Origin of the sequence: Candidatus Kaistella beijingensis, assembly GCF_020084865.1 — a bacterium.
GTDB classification, from domain to species: Bacteria; Bacteroidota; Bacteroidia; order Flavobacteriales; family Weeksellaceae; genus Kaistella; species Kaistella beijingensis.
The window spans coordinates 2,032,701-2,045,982 of the sequence record NZ_CP071953.1; the positions used below are offsets into that span (position 1 = coordinate 2,032,701).

Sequence of the window (13,282 nt, forward strand, 5' to 3'; positions counted from 1 at the left end):
AATAAACTGTGAAAATATTAGTGGTAGATGACAATCGCGACATTTGCGAACTCATCGAAAACATTCTGCTCGCCGAAGGTTACAACGTGGAATCCTGCTGTAATCCATTAGAATTTGGAAAAATTATTGAGGGCAACAAACCCAAACTCATCATCACCGATATGCTGATGTCGGGAGTTGACGGGCGAACTTTAACCAAGGAAGTGAAAGGAAATCCAGAAACTGAAGGCATCAAAATTATGATGATGTCCGCACATCCCGACGCAGTGAAAATCAGTGAAAATGTGGGAGTTGACGATTTTCTGTCAAAACCTTTTGAGATTGATGATTTGGTGAAAAAGGTGGAGAAATTGTTGAAATGATGAAAGGTTAATGGTGAATATTTCCTTCGGAAAGTGAATTGTGAATTCTCTCAACTACATCATTAATATTCACTCTAAAAGAAATTCACTGCGAAGCAAATTGACCATAAAGCGAATTCACTAAAACAACATCTTCGTCAAAAAATCCCTTTCCTGATTTCCTCTTGCGGGTGAATATTCCCTGCCGTAGAAAATAATTTGTAAATGAACTTTGTTCCATGTTTCTTTTGGGAACAATTTTTTGGCGTCGTTTTCTGTTTGAACCACGTTTTTTCCTTCTGTCAATTTCCATTGTTTCATAAGTCGGTGAATGTGGGTATCGACAGGAAATGCGGGAAATCCGAAAGCTTGACTCATCACCACACTTGCAGTTTTGTGCCCAACTCCGGGAAGTTCTTCCAATTCTTCGAAAGTTTGGGGAACGATGCCGTTGTGTTTTTCGACCAAAATTTCAGACATTCTTTTCAGATTTTTTGCCTTTTGATTCGTTAAACCGATTTCTTTGATGAGGTCTCGGATTTCTTCAAATTCAAGTTTAGCCATTTTAAAAGGCGTGTCGGCTGCTTCAAAAAGTTTTGGGGTGATTTCGTTCACCTTTTTATCGGTGGTTTGTGCAGATAGTGCTACTGCAACAAGAAGTGTGAAAGCATCTCTGTGATTTAAAGGAATCGGAACTTCGGGATATAGTTTTTCGAGTTCACGCAAAATGGTTTCGGCTCTTTGTTTTTTGGTCATTTTTGGGGTAACTTTACACAAAAGTAATCAATATGTTAAAAGTTGGCGATAAAATACCTGAATTCGAATTGAAAAACCAAGAAGGAAAAACCATCAAATCCTCAGAATTTATGGGAAAGAAATTGGTGATTTTCTTTTATCCAAAAGCGAATACACCAACATGTACGGTTGAAGCGTGTAATTTGAATGACAACATTTCCAAATTAAAGAAAGAAGGATATCAATTGTTGGGAATTTCAGCAGATTCAGTGAAAAGGCAGAAAAACTTCCACGAAAAGTTTAGTTTTAAATATGATTTACTTGCGGATGAAAATAATGAGGTGATTGAAAAATTCGGAGTTTGGCAAGAGAAGAAAACTTTCGGAAAAACGTATATGGGAATTGTAAGAACAACATTTCTCTTCGATGAAAACGGAATTTGTAGCCGAGTAATTTCTGATGTAAAATCTAAAATTGCGGCGGAACAAATTTTGGAAAATGCATAAAATTTTCTCCCGCAGATTACGCAAATCCCGCAGATTTTTTGTGCATGATTAATCTGCGTCATCTGCGAGAAATAGATCAAGAAAGCATTTTCTGCGCTTTTTTCACGCCTTCAACCAAAATATCAACTTCTTCAAAAGTATTGTAAACCGCAAAACTCGCGCGAACGGTTCCTGCAATGTCAAAGAAATCCATAATCGGTTGCGTGCAGTGATGTCCGGTTCTCACAGCAATTCCGAGTTTGTCGAGAATCATTCCAACATCGGAGGCAATTCCAATTCCTTCGAGATTGAAAGATACTACGCCTGTTCTTTTGGCTTTTTCGCCGTAAATTCTTAAGCCATCGATTTCTAAAAGTTTTTTCTGCGCATAATCCAACAGAGCGTTTTCATGATTCTGAATATTTTCGTGACCGATGTTTTCCATAAAATCGATTGCTGCTCCTAAAGAAATATTTCCGCCTACATTGGGAGTTCCTGCTTCAAACTTAAAGGGCAAATCTGCATAAGTCGTTTTTTCGAAAGAGCACGATGCAATCATTTCACCACCGCCATGAAAAGGTTGGATTTTTCTCAAAATTTCTTCTTTTCCATAAAGAATCCCTGTTCCCATGGGTGCGTACATTTTATGCCCGGAAAACACAAAGAAATCGCAATCCATTTTTTGCACATCTATTTTCATATGTGGAACAGATTGTGCGCCGTCAATCACGATCAGCGCATTTGAATTTGCCCGGGTTTTAGAAATAATCTCGTCAATTGGATTTACAATTCCCAAAGCATTGGAAACTTGATTCACAGAGACAATTTTCGTTTTTTCGCTTAAATTTTTATCCAAAAAGTCGATTTGCAAAACTCCGTTTTCATCCATAGGAATCACTTTCAATTTTGCTCCGGTTCTTTGGCAGAGCATTTGCCACGGAACGATATTAGAATGGTGTTCTAAATACGAAATGATGATTTCGTCATCTTTTTTTATCAGATTCGTTAAAGAGTAGGCGATAAGGTTCAAACCTTCCGTTGTTCCTTTGGTGAAAATTACTTCAAAATCATGTTTCGCATTAATGAATTTTTGAATTTTTCTGCGCGACAGTTCCATTTCTTCCGTTGCCAACTGACTTAAAGTATGAATTCCCCGATGAACATTGGCATTAATTTCTGTATAATATTTCATCCAGCAATCAAGCACCAATAAAGGTTTTTGCGAGGTTGCCGCATTGTCGAGATAAACCAAATCCTTACCATTTATTTTTTGTGAGAGAATAGGAAACTGACTGCGAATATTTTGTATATCGAACATTTTTATTATTTAGAATGGTTCAAATTTATGGAATTATAATTCGAGAATTTTATAGATGTGAAAAGAATTGCCTCAAAAGTTTTTCGAAACTTCATTCACAATAAATCCAACCTGTTCAGGTCTTCCTTTTACGTCTTTTGGTTGATCTTTGTAAGTGCCGGTTTTCACGATAACCATCTGTTTTTCAGGAATTAAAATGATATATTGTCCGTAAAGTCCCCAAAAATAATAATGTTTAATCGCGGCATCATAATTAATCCAAAGTCCCATTCCATAAGCTCCGTTCGAAAGTTTGGTTGGTGTTCTCATTTCTTCCAGGAAATTAGAATTCAGTAATTGTACATCGCCTACTTTTCCATTATCCAGAAACAATTGACCTAATTTTGCAAAATCCCGCGAATTGGATTGTATGCAGCAAAAGGTTTTTTCCATTCCGTTTTCATCAACAGTCCAGTCTGCATTTTGTTCCATTCCGAGGGGTTTCCACAATTTTTCGGACGCATATTCTGCAAGTGGTTTGTTTACGGCTTTTCGAACTGCAAATCCCAAAAGCTGCGTACTTCCACTTTGGTATTCAAATTTAGTGGCAGGTTTGTTTTTGAATCCGCGTAGAAAAACCGCTTCTGCTAATGATTTTCCGTAATAGGCTTTTGCGTTTTGAAGGAACGGGTTTTTGTAGTTTTCAGTCCAATCCAATCCCGCCTCCATTTTTGCCAAATCGCCGATGGTTAAGTCTTTCCCAAATTCCACATTTTTGTAGTTTTCGTAAAAATCAGCGTATTTTACATTCAAATTTTTGATTTTTTCTTCTTCAATGGCTTTTCCGAGCAACATCACCGTAACCGCTTTTGCCATGGAGAATGAATTGGTTTTTGAAGTTTGATTATAGCTATCCCAATATTCCTCGTGAAGCAATTTGCCGTTTTTAATAATAAGAAATGAAGCGGTATGAGATTTTTTTAAATCTTCAACTAAAATTTTCGGTAAAAGCTTTTTATTGTAAAGGGAATCTTTAATCCATGGTTTAGAATTTCCCTTTGCAATGAGGTGTGAAGGGAAATATTTGCCATCATCAATGGTAGAGCCCGTTTCTCCACGAAGATAAGTTTCCCGAATTCCTTTGAATAAATAGTCGTAACCAAAACCATAAGTAAGCGCAATCATGAACGCCAAAACAGCAGCGAATCCTCGAAAAACTTTCTTAACCATTTGCAAAATCTTTAGAACAAATTTAATGTTTATAAACCACAGTTAAAATCATATTTAAAAACACTTTTTGATTTTTATTAGCGATGGGATTAAGGTTTTTATCTAAGATGACGTACTGGAATTTTTTGGTTTTGTCACCCGATTTCCCGTAACCGAAAAGCGTGAAGTAACCGAAAAGATTATCTTTCTGGTCAAACAAGGCGTTGAAACCCAGATAATCGCCTTTCGCAAGTGTCGCCAAATCCTGCGATTGTGCAGAAGCTAAAGTTTGAAAAATACAAAATAGCAGAATGTAGATTTTTTTCGCATTAATTAATTTTATCAAAGATAAAAAATTGATGCTTTTTAAATATGAATTTTTTTGAAGTGTGATTAAAATCGGTGAAGTTCATTTTTCATCTTAAACTGAAGGAAAAAAAAGCCTCGAATTTCTCCGAGGCTATTATAGTTTTATTTTGTCTGAGCATTAAATCTTCTGCAACAAATTTCTAAAGTTGGTCTTCTCGTCAATAATTCTTCTTAAATCTGCAACAGCAACTCTTTCTTGCTTCATCGTATCTCGGTCTCTTAAAGTTACCGTGTTGTCTGTCAAAGAATCGTGGTCAACAGTGATACAGAAAGGTGTTCCGATTGCATCTTGCCTTCTGTAACGTTTTCCGATGCTGTCTTTTTCTTCGTAAATCACGTTGAAATCGTATTTCAAATCGTTGAAGATTTTTTCGCCGTATTCACCAAGTCCATCTTTTTTCATTAAAGGTAAAATCGCCGCTTTCACAGGAGCTAAAGCAGGTGGAAGTGTAAGAACCGTTCTTTCTGAACCGTCTTCTAAAACCTCATCTTTCAAACAGTTAGAGAAAATTGCCAAGAACAGTCTGTCCAATCCAACCGACGTTTCTACCACGTAAGGAACATAGGTCTCGTTTCTTTCCGGATCAAAATATTGTAATTTTCTTCCCGAAAACTTTTCGTGAGCCGCCAAATCGAAATCGGTTCGGGAATGGATTCCTTCCAATTCTTTAAATCCAAATGGAAACTTGAATTCAATATCTGCAGCAGCATTTGCGTAATGCGCCAATTTTTCGTGATCGTGGAATTTGTAGTTATCGGAACCTAAACCTAAAGCCAAATGCCAATTCAAACGTTTTTGTTTCCATTCTTCATAGAAAGAAAGTTCCGTTCCCGGTGGAACAAAATACTGCATTTCCATTTGTTCAAATTCACGCATTCTGAATATGAACTGTCTTGCAACGATTTCATTTCTAAATGCTTTACCGATTTGAGCAATTCCGAAAGGTAATTTATGGCGGGAAGTTTTTTGAACATTCAAAAAATTTACAAAAATCCCTTGTGCAGTTTCCGGACGAAGATATAAATCAGTCGCGTTTTCAGAAGCGGCGCCTAATTTGGTTCCGAACATCAAGTTGAACTGACGAACATCGGTCCAATTTTTTGAACCAGTTTCCGGATCGGCAATTTCGAGTTCTTCAATCAAAGCTTTTACATCGGCTAAATCATTGTTTTCCAACGAGCGAGCCATTCTTTTCAGAATGGTGTCCTGTTTTTCACGGTATTCCAAAACTCTTGGATTGGTCGATTCAAACTGTGCTTTGTCGAAAGCGTCGCCAAATCTTTTTTCCGCTTTTTCAATTTCCTTTTGCGCTTTGTCTTCTAATTTCGCACAATAATCTTCAAGCAAAACATCGGCTCTGAAACGTTTTTTCGAATCTTTGTTGTCAATCAAAGGATCATTGAAAGCATCGACGTGACCGCTCGCTTTCCAAATGGTTGGATGCATGAAAATCGCAGAATCGATTCCCACAATATTATCATTGAGCTGAACCATCGCTTTCCACCAATATTGCTTGATGTTGTTTTTCAGTTCCGCACCGTTTTGTCCGTAATCGTAAATCGCCGAAAGTCCGTCATAAATTTCACTTGAAGGAAAAATAAATCCGTACTCTTTCGCATGTGAAATCAGTTTCTTGAAAACATCTTCCTGTTTTGCCATCGTTTTTAGAATTTGTGCAAAAATAGGGAAATTTTCCCTATTTACTCTTGGCAATTAATTGTGCAAAATAAATCTTCAATGATCGTTATAGATTAATTCGGGTAATATAAGACTGCTCTAGATTAACGGCAGTTTTATAAGGTCTGAATTCGGTATAAAACGGTTTTCCCGCAATGGTTACTTTAAATGTTCTAGAAGAGTCCGTTGGTCTTTTTAGATAAACGTAATCCTGTTTTTCTTTAATTTGCGAAAACAAAAAAATGGTCCAAAAGAGCAAAGCGAAAGTTGAAAGTTTTTTCATTGTTGTAATATGTTATACCGATTTTAACATTTTTTAACAAAAAATTAAGATTTTATTGACATTTTTATTTTGTCTTCGATTTTCTTAAATTTACGCAACAAAATTTCCTGATGTACAAATCACTGATTCGCCCCATTCTATTCAAATTCGATCCTGAAGAAGTTCATTATTTCACCTTTAATATTCTTAAAAATTTCGGCTTTCTGAACAAATTACTTTTTCCAAAACCTTTGGAAGACAAAAGATTGGAACGTGAAGTTTTTGGTTTAAAGTTTAAAAATCCCGTTGGTTTGGCGGCAGGTTTCGACAAGGATGCGAAAATGTTCAGCGAACTTTCTGAATTAGGATTCGGGTTTATTGAAATCGGAACTTTAACGCCAAAACCTCAAGAGGGAAATCCGAAAAAAAGGTTGTTCAGATTGATAGAAGATTCTGCCATCATCAACAGAATGGGTTTTAACAATGGCGGAGTTGATGCGGCTGTAGAACGGTTGAAGAAAAACAAAAACGTCTTAATCGGCGGAAATATCGGCAAAAATAAAGTCACCCCAAATGAAGACGCCGTCAATGATTATATCATTTGCTTCGAAAAATTATTCAATCATGTGGATTATTTTGTGGTAAATGTTTCATCTCCAAACACGCCAAATCTTCGGGCTTTGCAGGAGAAAGAACCTTTGAAAGAACTTTTGGGCACTTTGCAGAAACTCAATTCAGAAAAGGAAAAACCAAAACCAATTCTTTTAAAAATCGCACCCGATTTAACCGATGAACAACTTTTAGACATCATCGAAATTGTAAACGAAACAAAAATTGCGGGCGTTATCGCCACAAATACAACACTTTCAAGAGAAAATTTAGTTTCAGAAAACAAAAAAGAAACAGGTGGTCTCTCGGGAAAACCTTTAACAAAACGTTCCACAGAAGTCATCCGATTTCTTTCCGAAAAAAGCGGAAAAGCTTTTCCAATTATCGGCGTTGGTGGAATTCACACAGCAGAAGATGCTCTAGAGAAATTGGAAGCGGGAGCAAGTTTAATTCAACTTTATACCGGATTTATTTATGAAGGACCAAATTTGATTTCCGATATCAACAAAGCGTTGTTAGCGCTTTAAGCGCTAACAACGCTCCCTCCATTAGAAGTTATAACTCAACCCAATTCCATTGTCATTCACATTAAATTGCAAAAAATTAGCATTTGAAGAAGATTCGAATTTATTTTCAGTTTCCACTCCTTTTCTAATTTTCTTGTTTCCAACCACCGAAAAAGGAACAGCAACTGCTACAACACCAAGTCCAATTCCAACCAAAGTCCATCCTGGTTTTTTAGTTTTTATTTTTGTGGAATAGCCAGTGTAGGGATCGATGTACACAGAATCTTTATTGCTGGACAAAGCGTTTGGTAAACCTGCACCAATTAATAATCCGCCACCAAAACCTAAAATATTCGCCAAAGTTCGGGAGCTTCTGCCGTTACTAATATAGTCTTTAGCAACAAGATTGGTAAATTGCGTTTTGTACTCAGAAAGTTTGTAGGTAACGCCGTCTTTCTCAAATTTTGTAGCGCTTTTATTGAGCTTAATTTCCTGTGAAAAAGAAAATGTAAAAAAGAAAACGGCTAAAATTGTAAAAATGTTTTTCATATTTTTTTTAACAAATTTAAATTTAAATAAAGAAATTCGCCACCGTATAAATAATCAACCCAACCAAACCGCCGACTACAGTTCCGTTCACTCGAATAAACTGCAAATCTTTTCCCACTTCCAATTCCAATTTTTCGCTCAATTCTTTTCCTTGCCAATTTCCAACGGTTGAACTGATTAAATCGCCGAATTGATGCGTGTTTTTTAAAATATATTTATAAGCAGTTACCCGAACCCAATGGTCGATTTTATGTTGAAATTTCTCATCGGTTTGTAGATTTTGTGATAACTCAGAAAGATTTTTCTTGAGATAAGTTTTCAACGCAGATTGTTCTTCTTCCAATTCCTTCGACAAAGATTTTTTAATAGAGATCCAAATGTCTTTTGAATATTGATGAAGTTTTTCCTCTTTCAAGAAATCATTTTTAATACCACGAAATTCGTCTTCCCATTTTTGTTCGGTCTGAACTTCCTGTGAAAAAGAATAGAGTTTTTTGGTGATTTCATTGCGAAGTGAATGGTTTTCATCGTTTTCCACTTCGTCAAAATATTTCGAAAGTCCGGAAGTAATTTTCTCGGCAATTGCATCATCCACAAATTTCGGAACCAGGAAATAACTTTCTTTTTTTACGCGTTCTTTCACCATTTCCTGATTATTTACAACATAATCTTTAATTTGTTTGGAAAGATTGGTGATGAGTCTTTGATGGTCGTTTTTATTCAAAACATATTCGATTCCGTTTCCCACGATTTGATTGATTTTCAAATCATCCGACATTTCTTTTGCCTTTTTTCCGATGAAATTTACCACCGCAGAATCATCCAGTTTATTCAAAATATCGAGCACAATATTGGAAACTTCGTTCACCAATTTATCTTGATTTCTTTCCTTCGAAAGCCAATCTCCCACAAAGTGAGAAACTTTTAATTTTTGAATATACGGACGAATATTTTGCGGCGAAAGAAAATTAGAAACCACAAAATTCCCGAGATTGTCACCGATTCTTTCCTTGCTGTTTTCAATCAAGTTCGTGTGTGGAATTTTTAAACCTAAAGGATAATTGAAAAGAGCAGTTACTGCAAACCAATCCGCCAAAGCTCCAACCATCGCCGCTTCGGAAAAAGCTCGAATATAGCCAATCCAATGCGAGTTATCATTTTTTTGAAGAATGGTCGTTATAATAAAAATAACAGTCATCAGAACAAAAAGTCCTGTAGCGAATGCTTTATATTTACGCAGCTGTTTGCGTTTTAGTTCGTCGTTCATTTAAATCAAAATTACTAAATTTGGAGGTAATGAAATTAATTTCGTTCATATTTACGTTCCTTTTTCTGCAAACTTGTTCGCAGACCAAAAAACCTATAAACACCGCCACAATGGAAAATCCTATAACAAAAAACAATCCATATTACTCAAGAACCGACCGAACAAAACTGAACGTTCCCAATTCTGAATGGAAAAAAATACTGCCTGAACATTTGTATGCAGTTGCTCGAGAAGCTGCCACAGAAAGACCTTTCACGGGAAAATACAATGATTTTGATGAATTGGGAGAATATTATTGTGCGGTTTGCGGAAATCATCTGTTCCGTTCGGATGCAAAATTTTCTTCCACTTGCGGATGGCCAAGTTTTTTTGAAGCAGATAAACAGGGAACTGCTTATCACCGCGATTCTTCTTTTGGAATGGAACGAATTGAAGTGGTTTGCAAACGTTGCGATTCGCATCTCGGTCATGTTTTTAATGACGGTCCACCTCCAACAGGAATGAGATACTGCATGAATTCGGTGAGTTTGGATTTCGTTCCGGATTCAGAAAAAAAATAAAAAAATTGCGGAATCATAAGTTCCGCAATTTTTTGTATTCTTTACCGCAAAAGTTACAGGAGAAATAACTGTAAAAATATTGCAAATCAAATAAACTTTGATTTCATCTTTGTGAGCTTTACAAATCTAAATATTCATACTTTACCCAACAAACAAAACTCTTGTGACTTTTGCGGTTTAAAAATTAAATCAAAGGTGCTCCAACCTGCAAATCACAACGGTGATGAGGTTCACCGTGTGGTGGATTTACCGCAGGTTTAGGTCCGATGTTTTGCGTAACCGGAGCCGTTTGTTGCGGCGCTGCAGGAATTGGATTGGTGTTGAAGTTATTATTTACAGGAGCTTGAGGTTGCGGCGCAGGATTTTGAGGAACCGGAGCACTGTCAATCGGAGCACCAACTGCGATATCGCAACGGTGGAAAGGTTCGCCGTGTGCAGGATTTAATGCAGGTTTTTTTCCTGAAGGATTTGCTGCTGCTGTAGTTTGGGGAACTACTTGCCCATTTTGAGCTGGTTGCGGAGCATTCACTTGAACTTCCTGAGTTTGTACTGAAGGATTTTCTGTTGCGGCAACCACTGCAGAATCTTTTGTTTGATTTACCGCAGTTTCTGTGGCAGTTTCTGTGGTTTCATTTTGCTTTTTATCACAAGAAATTGCAAGTGCGGCAACAAAAATGATTAATGAAATTTTTTTCATATCTATTGATTATTTTTTGTTAAAAAGTTACATCCAACCCGAAGTACACATTGGCAGGCATTATAGGCGCATAAACCATTCCGCCGTCAAAATAATTTCCGAAAGGATTTTTTGCATCGATGATTGGGTTATTCTGCATGTAACTTGTGAGATTTTCTCCTCCCAAATATACACGAATATTTTTATTGAAATTTCTTGAAATCTGCGCATTCAATGTCGCAAAAGAATCCGAATATTCCGGAAGTCTGAATTCCGTTGGATTGGAATTTAAGTTTGGAAGTTTCTGTTTTCCAACAAGTTGAAGGGTGGTGTCGAAATTCCAAAATCCACCTTTGTCATTTTTATTGGTAGTGTATGAAGCGTTGAAAAATCCTCGGTGTTTCGCCATAAATGGAATTTCTCTTTTGCCACCAACAAAATCTGCTTCAACATCATAATATTTATAGGCCAATCTCAACTCCAAATTTTTTGCAGGAACAAAATCAAGCTGTGTTTGGAAACTGTTCGCATAAGATTTTCCATCCAAATTATATAACACGATTTTGTGTGGTGAAACGTCCAAATCTGCCAAAACTTGGTCCTGAAAATCGGTTCTAAAAAAATCAGCAACCAAAGTCGCTTTTCTGTTGAACAATTTGAATTCCTGTTGCAAACTTACGCCGTAATTCCAAGCGATTTCAGGTTTTAAATTATATATTTTTCCACCATTTCCCAAGATTTCAATTTCTCGATTCGATGCAAAATATTGTTGGTTTTCCGCAAAAATATTCGCAGTTCTGAAACCTCTACCCGCAGAAAGTCGCAAAATTGTATTCGGTGATAGGTCATATTTAAAGTTTAATCTCGGCGTGAATTGCGTTCCCGCCAAATTGTGGAAATCGGTTCTTGCACCGGCAACCAAGGTATATTTCAGTCCTGTCAAAGTATATTCGAAAAATAATCCCGGAACGGTTTCCGTTCTTTTAAAATTTTGAGTTAAATAATCTTCATTGAAATCATCATACAAAAAACTCGCACCCGCTTTATATTTATGGTTGGTATTTCCGAAAATGCTCTCAAAAATTAAGTTCGAATAAAAGGTCTTTTCATTTCCCAAATAATTTCTTTTACCGAAAAAACTGTCCTGTTGATGATAGGTAAACTGATTCATCCAACCGATACTTTGGTAAGGTTTGTCTTTAAAAACGTAACCCGTTTTATTCCAAACATCAACTTTTGCAAGCTTGATTCCCACGCCGTACAAATTCTGTTGGGTGTGGTCGAGTTTGTGATTAAAATCCTTTTGGCCACCAAATCTTTCATCTTTCACAAAACTAATTCCGAAATGTGTGCCTAAACCTGAATGTTCTAAATCATTGTAATTCAATAAATAAGCTGCATTAATTTGATTTCCTGTGGGTTGGTCGAGAAAACCGTCATTGTTGGTATCCATTTTCGCCAAAGTCGCGTTTCCGTGAAGTAAAACCGATTGATTCCAATGGTCATTCAATTTGTTGGTGGAAGTGATGTTGGTTTCAAATCTTGAGTTGAGATCTCCAAAAATATTCAAAGAAGTTTCCGGTTTATCTTGAAGTTTCAAAAGTTCGGTGTTGATTTGTCCTGTAATGCTTTCGTAACCGTTCGTTACGGTACTTCCACCTTTTGTCAGCTGAATTCCACCGATCCATCTTCCCGGAATTAAATTCATTCCATAAGGTGAAGCCAAACCACGAATTGAAGGCAAAAGTTCTTTGGTCAAACTTGTGTATTTTTGGTCTAAACCCAACATTTTCAATTGTTTGGTTCCTGTAACTGCATTGCTGAAAGATACATCTACGGTTGCGTTAGTTTCAAAACTTTCGGACAAATTACAACATGCCGCTTTCAAAAGTTCCTTGGAACTGATATTGAAAGTTAAATCTGCATTTTTCTTGCTCAAAGCTGTTGCTTCCTGCATTTTAAAGAGCTTCACTTCCTCGATACTTTTGTCGACATGGTCAGAAAATTGGGTGAAATCTTTTTTTGGTTTTGGAGTTTCCTCGTGATGAACCAAATCGCTTTTCACGCCTAAAGGAAGCTTTCTGTCGTAAAGACAACAATCTGGAAGTTCTTTATAAACGTCATCGGAAGCGGTGAATTTTTCATTGTCGTGACCAACATCGGCAATTCTCTTTAAAATCAAATCTGCAGAAGTTTTTGCAGGGTCGAAATCGAGTTTTACTTTTTGCGTTTCAGCGTCCCAATTTGCAGAAATTGCACCGGCTTCTTTCGCCGCTTTTTCAATTCTAGCCTTACAGGAACCGCAGTTCCCACGAACAAAATATTCGTTCTCCGCTTTCTGTGGAGTTTCTGTTGGTGTAGTTTTTAAAATAGAAGTTTCCCTTTCGTAATGGCAACAACCGGGAAGATTTTCATACACGTCGTTTGGTGCGCTAAACATTTCGTTGTCGTGACCAACCGCTGCAATGTTCTTTAAAATTTCTTCTGCTGAAGTTTTTGCAGAGTCAAATTCCACTGACAATTTTTGAGTTTCAGCATTCCAATTTGCGATGGATGCGCCTGTTTTTTTTGCGGTGGTTTCTATTCGTTCTTTGCACATTCCGCAATCTCCTTTTACCAAAAATGTCGATTTGGTGATGGTTTGAGCAAATAAAAAGTGGGTAAATAATAGTGAGAAAGTCAAAAGACTTTTCAATAAAGTTTTCATTGTTGAAAATAATTTAATTTAAAAATAGTTTT

At 36.6% G+C, this 13,282-nt stretch carries 14 protein-coding genes; 4 read left to right on the plus strand and 10 right to left on the minus strand.

All coding sequences use genetic code 11. The features are described from left to right. Positions 1-8 precede the first annotated feature (8 nt). Positions 9-362, plus strand: coding sequence for a response regulator (locus J4771_RS09475; RefSeq protein WP_224134778.1), 354 nt, complete (start codon positions 9-11; stop codon positions 360-362). Between the two features lie 120 nt (positions 363-482). Here J4771_RS09475 and nth read toward each other — a convergent pair whose 3' ends face one another. After that, positions 483-1,097, minus strand: a complete 615-nt coding sequence (gene nth, locus J4771_RS09480) for an endonuclease III (protein WP_224134779.1) — start codon at positions 1,095-1,097, stop codon at positions 483-485. 32 nt (positions 1,098-1,129) lie between these two features. On the opposite strand from nth, the gene bcp reads away from it, so the two are divergent. After that, the gene (bcp, locus tag J4771_RS09485; RefSeq protein WP_224134780.1) at positions 1,130-1,582 is read left to right on the plus strand and encodes a thioredoxin-dependent thiol peroxidase; all 453 of its coding nucleotides are present in this window, start codon (positions 1,130-1,132) and stop codon (positions 1,580-1,582) included. 76 nt (positions 1,583-1,658) lie between these two features. On the opposite strand, the gene J4771_RS09490 is transcribed toward bcp, so the two are convergent. The 5 genes from J4771_RS09490 to J4771_RS09510 all read right to left on the minus strand — a co-directional run bounded on the left by J4771_RS09490 (position 1,659) and on the right by J4771_RS09510 (position 6,397). Beyond that, complete coding sequence (locus J4771_RS09490) at positions 1,659-2,879, minus strand: aminotransferase class V-fold PLP-dependent enzyme (protein ID WP_224134781.1); 1,221 nt, start codon at positions 2,877-2,879, stop codon at positions 1,659-1,661. A 72-nt stretch (positions 2,880-2,951) separates the two neighbouring features. Beyond that, positions 2,952-4,088 carry a serine hydrolase domain-containing protein gene (locus J4771_RS09495; protein WP_224134782.1) on the minus strand — a complete coding sequence of 379 codons (1,137 nt, stop codon included), beginning with the start codon at positions 4,086-4,088 and terminating at the stop codon, positions 2,952-2,954. 22 nt (positions 4,089-4,110) lie between these two features. Then, positions 4,111-4,413, minus strand: a complete 303-nt coding sequence (locus tag J4771_RS09500) for a cyclic nucleotide-binding domain-containing protein (protein WP_224134783.1) — start codon at positions 4,411-4,413, stop codon at positions 4,111-4,113. 141 nt (positions 4,414-4,554) lie between these two features. Then, positions 4,555-6,096, minus strand: coding sequence for a glycine--tRNA ligase (locus J4771_RS09505; protein WP_224134784.1), 1,542 nt, complete (start codon positions 6,094-6,096; stop codon positions 4,555-4,557). A gap of 85 nt (positions 6,097-6,181) precedes the next feature. Next, on the minus strand, positions 6,182-6,397 hold the full coding sequence (locus J4771_RS09510) for a hypothetical protein (protein ID WP_224134785.1): 216 nt from the start codon (positions 6,395-6,397) through the stop codon (positions 6,182-6,184). Positions 6,398-6,507: 110 nt separating this feature from the next. On the opposite strand from J4771_RS09510, the gene J4771_RS09515 reads away from it, so the two are divergent. Continuing rightward, positions 6,508-7,512 (plus strand): quinone-dependent dihydroorotate dehydrogenase, encoded by a 1,005-nt coding sequence (locus J4771_RS09515; protein WP_224134786.1) that lies wholly within the window; start codon positions 6,508-6,510, stop codon positions 7,510-7,512. Between the two features lie 21 nt (positions 7,513-7,533). Here J4771_RS09515 and J4771_RS09520 read toward each other — a convergent pair whose 3' ends face one another. Together J4771_RS09520 and J4771_RS09525 are read right to left on the minus strand one after the other, a co-directional pair. Continuing rightward, on the minus strand, positions 7,534-8,040 hold the full coding sequence (locus J4771_RS09520) for a hypothetical protein (RefSeq protein ID WP_224134787.1): 507 nt from the start codon (positions 8,038-8,040) through the stop codon (positions 7,534-7,536). A 22-nt stretch (positions 8,041-8,062) separates the two neighbouring features. After that, the gene (locus J4771_RS09525) at positions 8,063-9,307 is read right to left on the minus strand and encodes a DUF445 domain-containing protein (protein WP_224134788.1); all 1,245 of its coding nucleotides are present in this window, start codon (positions 9,305-9,307) and stop codon (positions 8,063-8,065) included. A 29-nt stretch (positions 9,308-9,336) separates the two neighbouring features. Between J4771_RS09525 and msrB the strand changes: the two genes are divergently transcribed. Further along, complete coding sequence (gene msrB, locus J4771_RS09530) at positions 9,337-9,867, plus strand: peptide-methionine (R)-S-oxide reductase MsrB (RefSeq protein ID WP_394369765.1); 531 nt, start codon at positions 9,337-9,339, stop codon at positions 9,865-9,867. A gap of 184 nt (positions 9,868-10,051) precedes the next feature. On the opposite strand, the gene J4771_RS09535 is transcribed toward msrB, so the two are convergent. Continuing rightward, positions 10,052-10,564: a hypothetical protein gene (locus J4771_RS09535; RefSeq protein ID WP_224134790.1), complete on the minus strand. Its 513-nt coding sequence runs from the start codon at positions 10,562-10,564 to the stop codon at positions 10,052-10,054. A 19-nt stretch (positions 10,565-10,583) separates the two neighbouring features. Next, positions 10,584-13,250: a TonB-dependent receptor domain-containing protein gene (locus J4771_RS09540; RefSeq protein WP_224134791.1), complete on the minus strand. Its 2,667-nt coding sequence runs from the start codon at positions 13,248-13,250 to the stop codon at positions 10,584-10,586. Between the last annotated feature and the right edge of the window lie 32 nt (positions 13,251-13,282).